The sequence below is a fragment of the Azospirillum sp. UFLA03-27 genome, from assembly GCF_059803775.1.
This window is the reverse complement of record NZ_JAUQTX010000153.1, coordinates 1-16,849: the sequence shown is the minus strand read 5'-3', so window position 1 is coordinate 16,849 and position 16,849 is coordinate 1. Positions and strand designations below refer to the sequence as shown.

General features: G+C 69.0%; 17 protein-coding genes, 1 pseudogene and 1 riboswitch. Of the genes and pseudogenes, 16 read left to right on the top strand and 2 right to left on the bottom strand.

The window, feature by feature from the left end; genetic code table 11:
• Window positions 1-55 precede the first annotated feature (55 nt).
• Window positions 56-757 (bottom strand): annotated as a pseudogene (locus Q4I23_RS21010) (quinolinate synthase); the annotation flags it as partial.
• Window positions 758-858: 101 nt separating this feature from the next.
• Window positions 859-1,206, bottom strand: coding sequence for a hypothetical protein (locus Q4I23_RS21005; protein ID WP_454017294.1), 348 nt, complete (start codon window positions 1,204-1,206; stop codon window positions 859-861).
• Between the two features lie 93 nt (window positions 1,207-1,299).
• Here Q4I23_RS21005 and Q4I23_RS21000 point away from each other — a divergent pair, with 93 nt between their 5' ends.
• From Q4I23_RS21000 to Q4I23_RS20925, 16 genes are all read left to right on the top strand, one after another.
• Window positions 1,300-1,905: a biotin/lipoate--protein ligase family protein gene (locus tag Q4I23_RS21000; RefSeq protein WP_498527481.1), complete on the top strand. Its 606-nt coding sequence runs from the start codon at window positions 1,300-1,302 to the stop codon at window positions 1,903-1,905.
• Window positions 1,902-2,426, top strand: a complete 525-nt coding sequence (locus tag Q4I23_RS20995) for a DUF3305 domain-containing protein (protein ID WP_454017292.1) — start codon at window positions 1,902-1,904, stop codon at window positions 2,424-2,426. The genes Q4I23_RS21000 and Q4I23_RS20995 overlap by 4 nt, the downstream gene beginning before the upstream one ends.
• Window positions 2,419-2,982: a DUF3306 domain-containing protein gene (locus Q4I23_RS20990; RefSeq protein ID WP_498527480.1), complete on the top strand. Its 564-nt coding sequence runs from the start codon at window positions 2,419-2,421 to the stop codon at window positions 2,980-2,982. The genes Q4I23_RS20995 and Q4I23_RS20990 overlap by 8 nt, the downstream gene beginning before the upstream one ends.
• A 133-nt stretch (window positions 2,983-3,115) precedes the next feature.
• Entirely contained in the window at window positions 3,116-3,796 is a 681-nt protein-coding gene (locus Q4I23_RS20985; protein WP_454017290.1) for a TorD/DmsD family molecular chaperone, read from the top strand.
• A complete protein-coding gene (locus tag Q4I23_RS20980) occupies window positions 3,786-3,995 on the top strand; it encodes a twin-arginine translocation signal domain-containing protein (RefSeq protein ID WP_498527479.1) in 210 nt (69 codons plus the stop codon). The genes Q4I23_RS20985 and Q4I23_RS20980 overlap by 11 nt, the downstream gene beginning before the upstream one ends.
• Window positions 3,996-4,024: 29 nt before the next feature.
• Window positions 4,025-6,958, top strand: coding sequence for a formate dehydrogenase subunit alpha (locus Q4I23_RS20975; protein WP_498527478.1), 2,934 nt, complete (start codon window positions 4,025-4,027; stop codon window positions 6,956-6,958).
• A gap of 25 nt (window positions 6,959-6,983) precedes the next feature.
• Window positions 6,984-7,619, top strand: a complete 636-nt coding sequence (gene fdh3B, locus Q4I23_RS20970) for a formate dehydrogenase FDH3 subunit beta (RefSeq protein WP_498527477.1) — start codon at window positions 6,984-6,986, stop codon at window positions 7,617-7,619.
• A gap of 69 nt (window positions 7,620-7,688) precedes the next feature.
• Complete coding sequence (locus Q4I23_RS20965; RefSeq protein WP_498527476.1) at window positions 7,689-8,693, top strand: formate dehydrogenase subunit gamma; 1,005 nt, start codon at window positions 7,689-7,691, stop codon at window positions 8,691-8,693.
• A 76-nt stretch (window positions 8,694-8,769) separates the two neighbouring features.
• Window positions 8,770-10,053, top strand: coding sequence for an acetylornithine deacetylase/succinyl-diaminopimelate desuccinylase family protein (locus tag Q4I23_RS20960; protein WP_498527475.1), 1,284 nt, complete (start codon window positions 8,770-8,772; stop codon window positions 10,051-10,053).
• A gap of 45 nt (window positions 10,054-10,098) precedes the next feature.
• The gene (locus tag Q4I23_RS20955; protein WP_498527474.1) at window positions 10,099-10,674 is read left to right on the top strand and encodes a class I SAM-dependent methyltransferase; all 576 of its coding nucleotides are present in this window, start codon (window positions 10,099-10,101) and stop codon (window positions 10,672-10,674) included.
• 58 nt (window positions 10,675-10,732) lie between these two features.
• Window positions 10,733-10,862: riboswitch (TPP riboswitch) on the top strand.
• Window positions 10,863-10,938: 76 nt separating this feature from the next.
• The gene (locus tag Q4I23_RS20950; RefSeq protein WP_498527473.1) at window positions 10,939-12,018 is read left to right on the top strand and encodes a LuxE/PaaK family acyltransferase; all 1,080 of its coding nucleotides are present in this window, start codon (window positions 10,939-10,941) and stop codon (window positions 12,016-12,018) included.
• The gene (locus Q4I23_RS20945) at window positions 12,015-13,478 is read left to right on the top strand and encodes an acyl-CoA reductase (protein WP_498527472.1); all 1,464 of its coding nucleotides are present in this window, start codon (window positions 12,015-12,017) and stop codon (window positions 13,476-13,478) included. The genes Q4I23_RS20950 and Q4I23_RS20945 overlap by 4 nt, the downstream gene beginning before the upstream one ends.
• Before the next feature lie 11 nt (window positions 13,479-13,489).
• Complete coding sequence (locus Q4I23_RS20940) at window positions 13,490-14,263, top strand: ABC transporter ATP-binding protein (protein WP_498527471.1); 774 nt, start codon at window positions 13,490-13,492, stop codon at window positions 14,261-14,263.
• The gene (locus Q4I23_RS20935; RefSeq protein ID WP_498527470.1) at window positions 14,263-15,009 is read left to right on the top strand and encodes an ABC transporter permease; all 747 of its coding nucleotides are present in this window, start codon (window positions 14,263-14,265) and stop codon (window positions 15,007-15,009) included. Before Q4I23_RS20940 ends, Q4I23_RS20935 begins: the two co-directional genes overlap by 1 nt.
• A 7-nt stretch (window positions 15,010-15,016) precedes the next feature.
• Window positions 15,017-15,994 carry an ABC transporter substrate-binding protein gene (locus Q4I23_RS20930; protein ID WP_498527469.1) on the top strand — a complete coding sequence of 326 codons (978 nt, stop codon included), beginning with the start codon at window positions 15,017-15,019 and terminating at the stop codon, window positions 15,992-15,994.
• 17 nt (window positions 15,995-16,011) lie between these two features.
• Window positions 16,012-16,779 carry a 3-oxoacyl-ACP reductase gene (locus tag Q4I23_RS20925; RefSeq protein WP_498527468.1) on the top strand — a complete coding sequence of 256 codons (768 nt, stop codon included), beginning with the start codon at window positions 16,012-16,014 and terminating at the stop codon, window positions 16,777-16,779.
• Window positions 16,780-16,849: the final 70 nt, after the last annotated feature.

The window sequence follows — 16,849 nt, the reverse complement described above, 5'->3', positions numbered from 1 at the left end:
GCATACGAGATAGCTGTTATAGTCTCGTGGGCTCGGAGATGTGTATAAGAGACAGGCATTCCGGGTGGGCGATGACGATCAGCTCGTCGAAGCGCCCGCGGAACTCGCGGATCTCGTCGCCGGTGAAGCGCTCGTGCACCTCGCAATGGCCCTTCCAGGCGATGATCTCGACGCTGGTCTGGGTGGCGACGTATTTCGCCAGATACTCGTCGGGCAGCATGATGACGCGCGGCGCCCCCAGCGATTCCACCACCTCCACCGCGTTGCCGGAGGTGCAGCAGATGTCCACCTCCGCCTTCACGTCGGCCGAGGTGTTGACGTAGGCGACCACCGGCACGCCCGGATAGCGCTCGCGCAGCAGCCGCACGTCGGCGGCGGTGATCGATTCGGCCAGCGAGCAGCCCGCCCCGGTGTCGGGGATCAGCACCGTCTTCGACGGGTTCAGCAGCTTCGCCGTCTCCGCCATGAAATGCACGCCGGCCAGCACGATCACGTCGGCATCGGTCTCGGTCGCCCGTGCGGCGAGCGCGAGGCTGTCGCCCACGATGTCGGCCACGCCGTGGAAGATCTCCGGCGTCTGGTAGTTGTGGGCGAGGATCACCGCGTTGCGCTCCCGCTTCAAGCGGTTGATCTCGTGGACCAGCGGGGCGTGGAACGGCCATTCGACGGCGGGGATCACGCGCTTCACACGCTCGTAGATCGGCTGCGTCGCCGCGGCGATGTCGGGCGTGTAGGCAAGGCCGGTGGTGTCGCGCATGGCGCATTCCTTTAATGCTCTCTATGAGCAAAACCATAAATGCTCGATCAGAGCATATCAAGCTGAAAAGGATGCGCCATGCGGAGCGTCGGTGATTCGTCCTACTTGGCTTCCTGGCTGCTCAGGTCGGACGGGTTTTCGGAGCGGGTCGGCTCGTGCCCCATGTCGGGTTCGCTGGCCCATTGGTTGGGGCGCGGTACCGGGTTGCCCTGGAGGTCTGGCGGTGCCCGGCGGACGTCGGCCAGAGCCTGCTGAAGCTCCGCCCCCTGGGTTTCGCCGCTGGTGCTGGATTTGGGCGCGCGGACACCCTGCTGGTTGGGCGGCGGCTCCTGGCTCTGCTGCACCTTGATGTCGTTGGACAGCGACTCCTTGGTGACTTCCTGGGCGATGACGTTGCCGGTCATCAGCAGCCCGGCGACAAGGCCGGAGGAGATCAGTGCGGCGAGCAAGGCTGGGGACTCCTTTGGGATGAAGGGGTGACAAGGCCGTCCCCCACCAACAGGCGTGGGCACCAACCCTCCCGTTCGCGCGTTATCAGGGGCATGGACCCGTCCGATGCCCCGACTCTGCCGCCCATCTTCCGCCCCTGGCCCGCCGAGGCGGGCGGCCCCTTCGCCACCGCCTGCCGCTTCGCCGCGGAGGGGGCGGCGCCCGGCACGCTCGTCCACAGCGGCCGGCGCGACCGGCTGGAGGTGGCGGTGGTGCTGGTCCCCGACCGGCCGGACGCCGGCGACGGCCTTGCCGCCGTCACCCTGGTCGCGCTGGCCGACGCGCTGGAGGCGCTGGGGCCGCCGAACCAGAGCATCCGCTTCGACGGCGCGGGCCGCCTGCTGCTGAACGGCGCGGTGGCCGGCGGGGTGACCGTCGCCCTTGGCCCTGGCGCCGAGGACGGGCTTCCCGCCTGGGCCGTGGTCGGCGCGGAGCTGGAGGTTCTGGGCGACCCCGACGATCCCGACCCGGGGCGCCACCCCGACCGCACGGCGCTGCGCGAGGAGGGCTTCGGCGACACCGACGCCGTGGCGGTGCTGGAGAGCTTCACCCGGCATTTCCTGACCTGGATCGACCGCTGGATGGACGCGGGCTTCGAGCCGGTGCGGCGGGTCTGGGAACAGCGGCTGATCCGCAAGGCAGAGGGGAGGCGGTCATGACCGGACAGGCCGAACGGCGCGGCGTGGGCATCACGGTGGAGCGCCAGCGCATCGACAACCCGTGGGTGGACGCCCGCTGGCGGGTGACCGGCGCCCTGCCGGCGCTGCCCGACCGTGCGCCCTGGACCGTGCTGGCGCAGGACGGTGAGCGCACCGGCTATTACGCGGGCGCCGCGGAGATCGTGCTCCATCCCGGCGAGACGGAGAATTATGTCGAGAATCTGAAGGGCGGCCAGCCGATGCTCTACGTCATCCTGCGCCGCTGCGCGGAGGAGCCGGGACTGCGGCTGCTCGCCGTCACCGTCGATCCCGGCGAGGTCGACGCCCATTCCGACGCGGGCGACGACCTGATCGAAGCGATTCCCCTGCCGCCCGACCTCGCGGCGTGGATGCGCGATTTCGTGGCTCGCCACCACGCCGAACGGCCCTTCTACAAGCGCCAGCGCGACCGCGCCGACCCGGAGGCGCTGGCCCGCCGCGCCCCGGTTGCTCAATCTGGAAAGGATCAGCGCCATGGATGACGGGTCGGAAGGCTTCCTGTCCCGCTGGTCGCGGCGCAAGCAGGAGGCGCGCACGGCGCCCGTCGAGCCCCCCGAACCGCCGGAGGAGCGGGATGCGGCGGAGGAACCGCAGCCCATCGCCGTTCCGCCTCCGGAACCCTTCGACCCGGAGAGCCTGCCGCCGGTGGAGAGCCTGGGCGCGGACAGCGACTACACCGGCTTCCTCGCCAGCAACGTCCCGCAGGAGCTGAAACGGCTGGCCCTGCGCAAGGCCTGGATCAGCGACCCGGTGATCGCGGGCTTCCGCGGCTTCGCCGAGTATGACTGGGACTGCAACGCCCCCGGCTATGGCAAGCTGCTCGACACCGACCGCATCGCCGACCTGCTGGACCGCATCGCCACCGACGAGAAGCCCCCGGAGGAGGAGAAGCCGGAGGAGGTTGTGGTCGCTGACATGGATGGGTCTGAAGAAGGTGAGGGCCTTGCCCCCACCCCGGCCCTCCCCCGCTCCGCGGGAGAGGGTGCCTTAGGCGAAGCGGCGTCCGTCCCCTCCCCTGCGAAAGCGGGGGAGGGCTAGGGAGGGGGCAACGTTCAGGGTTGGGGCAAGACCATCGCTTGTCCTGGACTGCGCAACCTTTGTGCATTCCCGCTGTTGTCGCTGATGAGCCGGACCTTAACCGGCCACGGAAAAGGCGAAGCGGGGCAAAGGTATGGCGGAAACGGCCATCATCGACGACGCGGATCGGCTGCGGGCGCAGGCGTACGGCCTGCTGGCCCATCTCTTGGCGCGTCCGCCGTCGCGCGACTTGCTGGCCACGGTCGGCGCTCTGGCCGGGGACGGTTCGTCGCTGGGGCGCGCCATCAGCGATCTGGCCGTACGCGCCCGTACGCTCGCCGACGCCCCCGACGGCGAACACCGGGCCGAGCGCGAGTATCATGAGCTGTTCCTCGGGGTGACGCGGGGCGAGCTGGTTCCCTTCGCCTCCTACTACCGCACCGGATTCCTGATCGACCGGCCGCTCGCCCGCCTGCGCGAGGACATGCAGGCGCTGGGCATCGAGCGCGCTCCCGGCGTCAGCGAGCCCGAGGACCACATCGCCGCCATCGCCGAGATCATGGGAGCGCTGGCCGCCGGGACCGTGGGCACGGCGGACGGCGAGCCGGACCTGCCACGCCAGAAGCGCTTCTTCGAGCGCCACCTCGCCCCCTGGGCGGGCCGCTTCTTCCAGGACCTGGAGGAGGCGTCGGCGGCGCATCTCTACCGACCCCTGGGCACCTTCGGGCGGCTGTTCCTGGACATCGAGACCAACGCCTTTGCGATGATCGCACCCGCCCCTCCGGGCGCGCCGCGCGGGGCCGACCAGCGGGAGGGCACGATCCATGCACCGTGACGACAGCCAGAAGAAAACCGGACTGGAACGCCGCAGCCTGCTGAAGGGCCTCGGGCTGGGTGCGGCGGGAGCCGCCGCGGCGGCCGCCACCCTGCGCGCCGCCCCGGCGGAGGCGATGGAATCGCGGCAGGAGCAGGTCAAGGCCCGCTACCGCGAAACCGAACACGTGAAGCGTTTCTACGCGCTGAACCGACTCTGACCGCGACTTTTGATCCAGAGGGCCGCCCCATGCTCGTCAAGCGCAATGCCGGAACCGCCGCCACCCGCGCCTCCCTCGCCCACCGCCTGAACGGACTGTCGGCCAACGGACTGTCCGCGGGCACCGCCGGGCTGGGAGAAACCGTCGACCGCCGCGGTTTTCTGAAGACCTCCGGCCTCGCCGCCGGGGGCATGGCGGCGCTGGGTGCGCTGCCCGCCGCGATGATCCAAAAGGCCGAGGCCGGGCCGACCCTGCCGAACGTCGAGGTCGTCACCCGCAAGAACGTCTGCACCCACTGCTCCGTCGGCTGCACGGTGATCGCGGAGGTGCAGAACGGCGTCTGGACCGGGCAGGAGCCGGGCTGGGAAAGCCCGATCAGCCAGGGCGCGCACTGCGCCAAGGGCGCCTCGGTGCGCGAGCTGACCAAGGGTGAGCGGCGGGTGAAATACCCGATGAAGCTGGTCGACGGCCAATGGCAGCGCATCTCCTGGGATCAGGCCATCGAGGAGATCGGGACCAAGCTGCTGGAGATCCGTGAGCAGTCCGGGCCGGACGCCACCTTCTGGCTGGGCTCCGCCAAATTCTCCAACGAGGGCGCCTATCTCTTCCGCAAGCTGGCGGCCTTCTGGGGAACCAACAACGTCGATCATCAGGCGCGCATCTGCCACAGCACCACGGTCGCCGGGGTGGCGAACACCTGGGGCTACGGCGCCATGACCAACAGCTACAACGACATCCAGAATTCCAAGGCGCTGCTGATCATCGGCGGCAATCCGGCGGAGGCGCACCCCGTCTCGCTGCCCCACATGCTGCGCGGCAAGGAGCACAACCGCGCCCCCTTCATCGTCATCGACCCGCGCTTCACCCGCACCGCCGCCCACGCCACCGACTATGTGCGCATCCGTCCCGGCACCGACATCCCAGTCACCTGGGGCATCCTCTGGCACATCTTCGAGAACGGCTGGGAGGACAAGGAGTACATCCGCCAGCGCGTCTACGGCATGGACGAGATCCGCGCCGAGGTGAAGAAGTGGGACCCCGCGACGGTGGAGCGGGTCAGCGGCGTGCCCGGCGAGCAGCTCTACCGCGTGGCGGAGGCGCTGGCGAAGAACCGGCCGTCCACCGTCATCTGGTGCATGGGCATCACCCAGAAGACCACCGGCACCGCCAACGTCCGCGCCCTGTCGATCCTGCAGCTGGCGCTGGGCAACATCGGCGTGGCCGGCGGCGGCGCCAACATCTACCGCGGCCACTGCAACGTGCAGGGCGCCACCGACTTCGGGCTCGACGTCTCGACGCTGCCCTCCTACTACGGGCTGGCCGAGGGGGCGTGGAAGCATTTCTGCCGCGTCTGGGACGTCGACTACGACTGGATGAAGGCCCGCTTCTCCTCCAAGGAGCTGATGGAGGCCAAGGGCATCCCGACCACCCGCTGGTTCGACGGCGTCACCTACAAGCCGGAGGAGATCCAGCAGCCGTCGCCGTTGAAGGCGATGGTCGTCTTCGGCCACGGCGGCAACACCGTCACCCGCATGCCGGAGATGCTGAAGGGGCTGGAGCAGCTGTCCCTGCTCGTCATCGCCGACCCGCACCCGACCACCTTCGCCGCCTTCAAGGAACGGAAGAACGGCACCTACATCCTGCCGGCCTGCACGCAGTTCGAGACGGACGGCTCGCGCACCTGCTCCAACCGGTCGATGCAGTGGGGCGAGAAGGTCGTGGAGCCGATCTTCGAGTCCAAGGACGACTACACCATCATCTATCTGCTGGCCCGCATGTTCGGCTTCGCCGACGAGATGTTCAAGCACATCACGGTGGAGGAGACCCGCCCGGTGCCGGAGGACATCCTGCGCGAGATCAACCGCGGCTGCCTGTCCACCGGCTACACCGGCCAGTCGCCGGAGCGGCTGAAGATGCACATGAAGCATCAGGCCGACTTCGACAAGATCACCATGCAGGCGACCAGCGGCCCGCTGAAGGGCGACTATTACGGCCTGCCCTGGCCGTGCTGGGGCCATCCGGAGCTGAAGCACCCCGGCTGCGCCGTTCTCTACGACACCTCCAAGCATGTGATGGAGGGCGGCGGCGTCTTTCGCGCCCGCTTCGGGGTGGAGCGCAACGGCGTCAGCCTGCTCGCCGACGGCTCCTATTCCAAGGGGTCGGAGATCGAGGACGGCTATCCCGAATTCACCATGGCGATGCTGCGCAAGCTGGGCTGGGACAAGGACCTGACGGCGGAGGAGATGCGCGTCATCCAGGCCATCGGCGGCGACAAGGTGGACGAGGTGAGCTGGCAGACCGACCTGTCCATGGGCATCATCCGCGTCGCGCTGAAGCATGGATGCTCACCGCACGGCAACGCCAAGGCCCGCGCCGTCGCCTGGAACCTGCCCGACCCGGTGCCGCTGCACCGCGAGCCGATCTACTCCCCGCGGCCGGAGCTGGTGAAGGAGTACCCGGCGATCGAGGACCGGCGCGATTTCCGCCTGCCGCAGCTCGCCCGCTCGCTCCAGTTCAAGATCGCGGACAGCGACATCCGCCAGCGCTTCCCCTTCATTCTGACCTCCGGACGGCTGGTCGAGTATGAGGGCGGCGGCGAGGAGACCCGCTCCAACCCCTGGCTGGCCGAGCTGCAGCAGTCGATGTTCGTGGAGATCAACCCCAAGGACGCCGAGCGCCTGGGCATCCGCGACGGCGGCATGGTCTGGGTCTACGGGCCGGAGGACAGCGCGAAGGCGCGGATGCGCGCCCTGGTGACCGAACGCATCGGCGCTGGCACGGTCTTCATGCCCTTCCACTTCTCCGGCTATTGGCAGGGCAACAGCCTGCGGGAGAACTACCCGCCGGGCACCGACCCCATCGTCCTGGGCGAGCCGGCCAACGGGGTGACGACCTACGGCTACGACCCTATGACCTTCATGCAGGAAACCAAGGTGACGCTGTGCCGCGTCGAACCGGCCTGACGCGCCCCAGGGAGGATAGACATTCATGGCCCGCATGAAATTCCTGTGCGACGCGGAACGCTGCATCGAGTGCAACGCCTGCGTCACCGCCTGCAAGAACGAGCACGACATTCCCTGGGGTATCAACCGCCGCCGCGTCATCACGCTGAAGGATGGTGTGCCGGGCGAACGGTCGATCTCCATGGCCTGCATGCACTGCAACGACCCGCCCTGCGCCGCGGTCTGCCCGGTGGACTGCTTCTACCAGACGGCGGACGGGGTGGTGCTGCACTCGAAGGACCTGTGCATCGGCTGCGGCTACTGCTTCTACGCCTGTCCTTTCGGCGCGCCGCAGTACCCGCAGGCGACCAACTTCGGCGGGCGCGGCAAGATGGACAAATGCACCTTCTGCGCCGGCGGTCCGGAAGCGGACAACACGATGGAGGAGTATCAGAAATACGGCGCCAACCGGCTGGCCGAGGGCAAGCTGCCGCTCTGCGCGGAGATGTGCTCCACCCGCGCGCTGATGGCTGGTGACGGCGATGTTCTGGCCGACATCTACAAGGAGCGGACGGTGCGCCGCGGCTACGGCTCCGGCGCCTGGGGCTGGTCCACCGCCTATGGCCGGAACGACCGCGGCGACGCCTTCAGCCCGGGCCGCGAGGGCACCGGGGGGAGCTGAGCGGGTGGGGGCAAGGCTGTCCCGATGCAGCACCCCGCGAAGCGCATTTTCTCTAGGGAAGGACGCGACATGACGAAGCTCCTGCGCCCCCTGTTGGTCCTGTTCGTTCTGCTGCTCGCCGCCCCGGCGGTGCAGGCGCAGTTCTACCAGACGCCGGGGCCGACCTCGCCGACCTCGAAGGACGAGGTGCAGCTCTACCAGACGCCGGACGGCAAGCTTTCCGGACGGGTCAGCATTCCCGACGAGAAGCTGGGCGTCCTGGTCCAGCCGGAGGGGCGGGAGTGGCGCGAGTTCCGCATGGTCTGGCTGAAGATCATCGCGGGCGCGCTGATCCTGGGACCGATCGCGGTGCTGGCGATCTTCTACCTGATCCGCGGCACCATCCGCATCCATGGCGGCCGGTCGGGGCGCCCGGTGCCGCGCTTCAGCGGCATGGACCGCTTCGCCCACTGGACGACGGCGGTCAGCTTCCTGCTCATGGCGCTGACCGGGCTGATCCTGACCTTCGGGCGCATGCTGCTGATCCCGCTGATCGGCCACCCGAACTTCACGATGCTGGCCGAGGCCAGCAAGTACATGCACAACTTTTTCAGCGTGCCCTTCGTCCTCGGCCTGCTGATGATCTTTGTGCTCTGGGTGCGCGACAACATCCCGGAGAAGGCCGATCTCGTCTGGCTGAAGACGCTCGGCGGCGTGCTGAACAAGTCCGGCGAGCATCCCGAGGCCGGGCGCTTCAACGCCGGCCAGAAGGGCGTCTTCTGGGCGGTGGTGTTCGGCGGCTTCGCGCTGTCGCTCACCGGCTTCCTGCTGATGATGCCCTTCGCCGTCACCGGGATCGGCGGCATGCAGATCCTGCATGTGGCGCACGGGGTGGTGGCCGCGCTGATGATCGCGCTGATCATCGGGCACATCTACATCGGCACCATCGGCATGGAGGGCGCCTTCGACGCCATGGGCAGCGGCGTGGTGGACGAGAACTGGGCCAAGGACCATCACCGCCGCTGGTACGAGGAGCAGCTCCGCAATGGCCGGGCCAACGAGGACGAACGGCTGCGGCATCGCGCGGCGGAGTGAGGCGCGGATCATCTCTCGACAGGCGGGCCGGCATGACCGATCCTTCCGCGCAACGAATTGTGCGCAGGGGGGAAGCATGCCGCTCGACCACCGGGAGTCGCTGTTCCGCCGGATCGCGGAACGGCGCGACGACCTCGTCGCGCTGACCCGCGACCTGATCCGCATCCCCACCGTGAACCCGCCCGGCGACGTCTACACCGACTGCGCGGAGTTCCTCGGGCGCCGGCTGGCCGGGCGCGGCTTCGCCGTGGAGTATGTGCGGGCGGACGGGGCGCCCGGCGACAGCGACCGCTACCCGCGCACCAACGTCGTCGCGCGGATCGAAGGGCGCGAGCCCGGCCCCTGCGTGCATTTCAACGGCCACATCGACGTGGTGCCCGCCGGCCAGGGCTGGACGGTCGATCCCTTCGAAGGGGTGGTGAAGGACGGGCGCGTCTACGGCCGCGGTGCCTGCGACATGAAGGGTGGGATCGCCGCCTCCATCATCGCCGTCGAAGCGATATTGGAGGAGGGCATCCCCTTCCCCGGCGCGCTGGAGATCTCCGGCACGGTGGACGAGGAGTCCGGCGGCTACGGCGGGGTCGGGCATCTCGCCACGCTCGGCTATTTCTCCCGCCCGCGGGTCGACCACGTCATCATCCCGGAGCCGCTGAACGTGGACCGTGTGTGCATCGGCCACCGCGGCGTCTGGTGGGCGGAGATCGAGACGAAGGGCCGCGTCGCCCACGGCTCCATGCCCTTCCTCGGCAACTGCGCGGTGCGCCATATGGGCGCCGTGCTGCACCGGATCGAGACGGAGCTGCTCCCCCGCTTGGCCGCCAAGCGCACCGCCATGCCGGTGGTGCCGGAGGGGGCGCGGCAGTCCACCCTGAACATCAACGCCATCCATGGCGGCCAGCCGGAGGATCACGGCGGCCTGCCCAGCCCGATGGTGCCTGACCGCTGCCGTATGGTCATCGACCGCCGCTATCTGATCGAGGAGGACCCGGAGGAGGTGCGGGCGGAGATCACCGCCATCCTGGAGGATCTGCGCCGCGAGCGCCCCGGCTTCGATTACGAGCTGCGCGAGGTTCTGGCCTTTCTGCCCACCCTGACCGACGCCGACGCGCCGGTGGTGCGGGGGGTGGGGGCGGCCATCGAGACGGTGCTGGGCCGCCCGGCGGTGCAGGTGGTGTCCCCCGGCACCTACGACCAGAAGCACATCGCGCGGGTCGGGCATCTGAAGGACTGCATCGCCTACGGCCCCGGCATCCTCGACCTCGCCCACCAGCCGGACGAGTATGTGGACATCGACGACATGGTCCATTCCGCGCAGGTCATGGCGATGGCCGCCCTGTCGCTGCTGCGGCGGGAGGTGTAAGGTCGCATTCGTGGCAACAACAACGGCTGGCCGGAAACGCGTGCGATGTCGGACCTCAAGCTCAACCTCGGCTGCGGCGACACGCGGCTTGCCGGCTACGTCAACGTGGACAAGTACGGCACCTTCGGGCCGGACATCGTCGCCGACCTGGAGGTCGTGCCCTGGCCGTTCGAGGAGAGCAGCGTCGCCGACGTCCAGCTCATCCACGCGCTGGAGCATATGGGCCAGACGACCGAGGGCTTCCTGAACATCATGAAGGAGCTGTACCGCGTCTGCCGCCACGGCGCGCGGATCACCATCAAGGTGCCGCACCCGCGCAGCGACGGCTATCTCGGCGATCCGACCCACGTCCGCCCCATTACGCCCAACGTGCTGAGCCTGTTCTCGATGGAGGAGAACCGGAAATTCATCGAGCGCGGCTGGCCCAACACCCGCTTGGCCATGCACCTGAACGTCGATTTCCGCATGCTGTCGATCGTCTACGCCCCGACCCCGCGCTGGCACCACAAGCTGGCGTCCGGGGAGGTCACGAACCAGGAGGTGATGGAGGCGATGGAAAGCCAGAACAACGTCATCGACGAGATCGCCATGGTCCTGGAGGTGGTGAAGGACGCCGCCTGAACCCGACCTCCTTGAACCCGACCTCCTTGACGGGCGGGGGCCGGTCCCTTAGCTTGCGAAGTGTTCCCTGGGGGGCCTCGCTAGGAGGCTGAGACTCCGCCGGTCCGGCGCTTTCATCCGGACAACGCGGTGACCCATCGAACCTGATCCGGGTCATACCGGCGTAGGGACGGGACTGAAGGGCGGCACGGCGTACCCCCATTCCATCCAGACACCGCTTGCTCCGGCAACAGTTTGTTGGCGCTGCAAAAGGTGTGTGCGGACGTGACCGAAGCCCGACTTGTCGAAGAGCTGCTGGCCTTCATCGCCGCCGGAGAGGCGGACGAGGAGGCGTTCAACCGCATGGCGCTGGCCGTCTTCGCCCACCAGTTCGAGACCAACGCCCCCTACCGCCGCTTCGCCACCCAGCGGGCGCGCACCCTGCGCACGGTGAAGAGCTGGTGCGACGTGCCCGCTGTGCCGATCAGCGCCTTCAAGGACCTGACGCTGAGCGGACGCCCGCCGGAGGAGTGCCCGCACGTCTTCATGACCAGCGGCACCACCAAGGGCGTGCGGGGCAAGAGCCACCATCCGACGCTGGCGGTCTACGACCGCTCGATGACCGTCAATTTCCGCCGCCGCTTCATGGGAGAGTGGGACCGGCTGCGCATGGGTATCCTGTTCCCGACCAAGCAGGCGATGCCCAACTCCTCGCTCGCCCATTATCTGGCGCTGGCGAAGAGCGAGTTCGGGACGGATGAGAGCCGCTATTTCGTCTCCGACGCCGGGCTGGACGTGGACGGGGCGATCGAGGCGCTGTCCCGCGCCGAGGAAACCGGCGAACCCTACGCCCTGCTGGGGGCGAGCTTCAGCGTCGTGCATCTGATGGACGCGCTGGCCGAGCGGGGGTGGAGCTTCGCCCTGCCGGCGGGCAGCCGCGTCCTCGACACCGGCGGCTTCAAGGGCCAGTCGCGGGAGATGGCGGCGGAGGAGTTCTACAGCCGCCTGTCCGCCACCTTCGGCGTGCCGCGCCGGCTGTGCATCAACATGTACGGCATGACGGAGCTGAGCACCCAGTTCTACGACGACGGCAACGAGTCCTGCCCGTCGGTGAAGTCCGGCCCGCACTGGATCCGCAGCCGGGTCATCAACCCGCTGACCGGGCAGGAGGTGCCGCGCGGCAGCGTCGGCGTGCTGGTCCATCACGATCTGGCCCATTTCAACTGCGCTTCCGCCATTCTGACCGAGGACGCGGGGGTGGAGGTGGACGGCGGCTTCCAGCTTCTCGGCCGGGCCGACGGGGCGGACGCCAAGGGCTGCTCCATGGCGGTCGAGGACTTCCTCAAAGCGGCGCGGGCCCCATGACCGTTGGCTTGATGGAGCGCGCCGGGCATCTGCCGGGGCTGTCCGCCGACGCGGTGGACTGGCGGACGCTGACCTTCCGGCGCGGCGCCGAGACGCTCGACGTGGCGGTGCCGGTGCTGACCGAGGCGCAGATCGCTGAATTGGCAACGCGGGTGCGGACGAACGCGCGGACTTACCTGAGAAGCCGCACGGTCGCGGAGATCGCCGCCGCCATCGACCGCGCCGTCGCCCGGCTGCTCGACCGCGACGACCCGTGGCGGCAAAAGGCGGAACGTCTGCTGCCGCTGGTCACCGGCTATGACGCCGAGATGGTCCGGCTGGGGCTGACCGGCTATCTGAAGACCTTCCGCGGGCCGGAGCTTCGGAAATTCATCGCCGAAGACTTCGCCAACCCGGCGGTGCTCGACGATTTTCAGCCCATGCCCAAGGGCGGCTTCGCCCGCGCCTTCGGGCCGGAGCTTTTGCTGCACGTCTGGGCGGGCAACGTGCCGGGCCTGCCGCTGTGGAGCCTGATTTCCGGCCTGCTGGTGAAGGCCGGCACGGTCGGCAAGCTGCCGAGCGCCGAGCCGCTGTTCGCCGGCTGGTTCGCGCAGATCCTGGCGGAGATCGACCCGCAACTGGCCGATTGCATCGCCATCGTCTGGTGGAAGGGCGGCGACGAAGCGGCGGAACGGGCGTGGCTGGGCCGCGCCGACACGGTGGTCGCCTATGGCGGCAACGACGCGCTGGCGGCCATCCGGGCGCGGGTGCCGATCACCACGCGCTTCCTGCCCTATGGCCACAAGATCAGCTTCGGCATGGTCGCCCGCTCCGCGCTCGACGCCGGGAAGGCGGGGGCGGTGGCGCGGCAGGCGGCCTACGACGTGGCGCGCTACGACCAGCAGGGCTGCTACTCACCCCAGACCTTTTTCGTGGAGCGCGGCGGGCGGGTGTCCCCGCGCGAATTCGCCGGCTATCTGGCGCACGAGCTGGACGCGCTGGGCAGCAAGTTCCCGCGCCGCCCCCTGTCGATGGCCGAGGCGGGCGGCGTCGCGTCCTGGCGCAACGCGGAGGAGACGAAGGGCTTTGCCGACCCCAGCCGCGCCCTGCTGGGCGATCCGGCGGGAAGCTGGGCCATCGCCTACACCGACGCCGCGGACGGCCTGAGCCCTTGCGGGCTGAACCGCACGGTGACGGTGGTGGCGGTGGATCGGCTGGCCGACGCGGTGCCGGGGCTGGCGCCCTACCGCGCCTTCCTCCAGACCGTGGGAATCGCCGCGGCACCGGAGGAGCTGTTCGCGCTCGCCGGGGCGCTGGGGGCCGTGGGGGTGACGCGGCTCTGCGCGCTCGGCCGCATGACCGCGCCGGAAGCGGGCTGGCACCATGACGGGCGGTTCAACCTGCTGGACCTCGTCACCATGACCGAGATCGAAGGCTCGGCGGAGCGGGCGGCGGACAGCTTCGCCCCCTACACGGATTGAGGCGCGCGGCCATGCCCTTCGTCAGCATCGAACAGGCCGGTTACGGCGTCCCGAGCGGCGGCACCATCCTGGACCGCATCGACTGGACCATCGGGGAGGGCGAGTTCCACGCGCTGGTCGGGCGCAGCGGCTGCGGCAAGACGACTCTGCTGAAGCTGGTCGCCGGGCTGCTCGCCCCCTCGACCGGCAGCGTCCGCATCCAGGGGGAGCCGGTGCGGGGACCGGGGGCCCAGGTCGGTTTCGTCTTCCAGGCGCCGACGCTGTTGGAGTGGCGGACCGTGTTCGACAACCTGCTGCTTCCCGTCTCGTTGAAGCGCCGCCCGCAGCCGGCGGACCGCCGCAAGGCGGAGGAGCTGCTGGACCTCGTCGGCCTGTCCGGACTCGAAGGGCGCCTCCCCAGCCAACTGTCGGGCGGGCAGCAGAGCCGTGTCGCGCTGGCGCGCGCGCTGGTCACCGAGCCGCCGCTGCTCCTGCTCGACGAGCCCTTCGCCGCGCTCGACGCCATCACGCGGGAGGAGTTGCAGGACGACCTGCTGAAGCTCTGCGCCCGCCACCGCACCACCGTGCTGTTCGTCACCCACGACATCGCGGAGGCGGTCTATCTGGCCGACCGGGTGGCGGTGATGGAGGGCGGGCACCTGCGCCACGCCCTGCCGGTGCCGCTGGCCCGCCCGCGCGGGCGCGACGTCCGCTACAGCCCGCGCTTCAACGCCCTGTGCCTGGAGCTGCGCCACGCCATGGACGGCAAGACCGACAGCGGCGTGGCGCTGGAGCGCGCATCGTGATGGTCCGCATCGCATCCGCCCTGCTGCTCGTCCTGCTGCTGGCGGGGTGGGAGGTCTATTGCCGGGTGGCGGGGGTGTCGGCGCTGGTCGTGCCGCTGCCCTCGGCCGTGCTGCGCACGCTGTGGGACGGGCTGGCCGGGGGCTACCTGCTGCCGCATCTCTGGGTCACCACGGCGGAGATGGCGATGGGCCTCGCCGCCGGCTGCACCATCGGCTTCCTTGCCGGGGTGCTGCTGGCCGAGGTGCCGGTGCTGCGCCGTCTGTTCTACCCCTACATCCTGGCCAGCCAGGTGGTGCCGAAGCTGGCGCTGGGGCCGCTGTTCATCGTCTGGTTCGGCTTCGGCATGACCTCCACCGTCGTCATCACGGCGCTGATCTGCTTCTTCCCGCTGCTGGAAAACACCATGACCGGGCTTCAGCAGGTCGATCCCAACAAGCGGGAGCTGTTCCGGATGCTGCGGGCGACGCGCCTGCAAACCCTCTTGCGGCTGAAGATCCCCTCCGGCCTGCCGGTGATCCTGGCGGGCTTGCGCGTCGCCGTGGTGCTGGCGCTGGTCGGCGCCGTCGTCGGCGAGTTCATCGGGGGTCGGCAGGGGCTGGGCGCCTCGATCATCGCGGCGCAGGGGATGATGGATTCGACCATGATGTTCGCCCTGTTCATCGTCATCACGGTGCTGGGCATGATCGTTTATCAGGCCGCCGCCGGGCTCGAACGGTGGCTGCTGCGCCGTCCGTGGAAAGGATAATCACACGATGTTCGGGTTCCTGCGCACCCTGGGTGCCGTCGCCGTTTCCACCCTGCTGCTGTCCTCCCCCGCGCTGGCGCTCGACACGGTGACCGTGGCGGGCTGGAGCCAGCCGATCAGCGAGATCACCAACCTGCTGGCCGAGCCGGACAAGGGCTTCTTCAAGGCCAAGGGGATCGATCTCGGCTATGTGCCGGGGACCGGCGGCGGCTCGGCCATCCAGAACATGCTGACCGGGCAGGCCGACGTGGCCTTCACCGACCCGGCCTCCTTCTATCTGGCGCTCGACAAGGGTGAGAAGCTGGTCGCCATCTACAACATCTACCCGCAGAACGTCTTCAACGTGGTGTCGCCGAAGGAGCGCAACATCACCAAGCCTGAAGACCTCAAGGGCAAGCGCATCGGCGTCTACAGCCTGTCCAGCGGCACCCGCCAGAACCTCCAGGTGCTGCTGCATCAGGCCGGGCTGAGCGAGAAGGACGTGACCATCGAGGTGACCGGCCTCTTGAACTTCGCCCCCGTCATCCAGGGTCAGGTGGACGCCACCGCGGCGACCGACACCGGCCTCCATGTCGGGATGCAGAAGGGGCTGAAGGACATCAACGTCATCGAGGTCAAGGACACGCTGAACCTGCCCAGCGACATCTTCGTGGTGACGGAGGAGACCTACCGCACGAAGAAGGACGTTCTGAAGCGCTTCCTTGCCGCCTACCGCGACAGCGCCGCCTGGATGATCGCCGAGCCGGAGGAGGCCGCCCGCCTCGCCGTGACCCGCGCGATCAACGGCCGCGACGAGGCCACCAACCTCGCCATCATCAAGCTGCGCAACGCCTCCAGCGTGTCGGAGACGACCAAGGCCAAGGGCCTCGGCCACTTCGATCCGGCGCTGATGCAGAAGGGGGCGGACACCTTCAAGCAGCTCGGCCTGATCGGGACGGACCTCGACATGGGCGCGCTGGTCCGGTCCGACCTGATCCCCGAGTAAGGAAGGCTTGGCCCGCCATGGATTTCCGCGACAAGACCGTCCTCGTCACCGGCGCCAGCCGCGGCATCGGCGCCGCCATCGCCAAGGCCTTCGCGGCGGAGGGGGCGGCTGTCGCCGTCAACTACCTGCAGAATGCCGAGGCCGCCGAGACGGTGGCGGAGGCCTGCCGCGAGGCGGGCGGTGACGCCTGGGCGGTTCAGGCCGACGTGATCGATGCCGACGCGGTGAACCGCATGGTGGAGCGCACGGCGGAGGAGTTCGGCAAGATCGACGTGGTGGTCAACAACGCCTTCCGCCCCTACGCCTTCGACCCGGAGAAGCGCAAGCTGTTCTGGGACACCGAGTGGACGGACTACCGGGGGCAAGTGGATGGGGCTTTGCTCGGCACCTACAACATTTGCAAAGCGGTGTTGCCGGTGATGCGGCGGCGGCCCGGCGGCAGCATCGTGAACATGGCGACCGACCTCGTCGCCCGGCCCACCGTGCCCTATCACGACTACACGACGGCCAAGGCGGCGCTGGTCGGCTTCAGCCGCAATCTGGCGGCGGAGCTGGGGCCGCTGGGCATCCGCGTCAACTGCGTGGCGCCGGGGCTGGTCTACCCCACCGACGCCAGCCGGGCGACGAAGGAGGACGTGAAGGACGCCATCGTCGCCCAGACCCCGCTGCGCCGCATCGCCACGCCGGAGGACGTGACCGGCCCGGTGCTGTTCCTGGCGTCGGGCTGGAGCCGGTTCATGACCGGGCAGGTGCTGTATGTGGACGGGGGGTTGGTGATGGGGTGAGGTGTGGGCGCCGTTGCCCCCACCCCTGTCTCTTATACACATCTGACGCTGCCGACGATTATACGCGAGT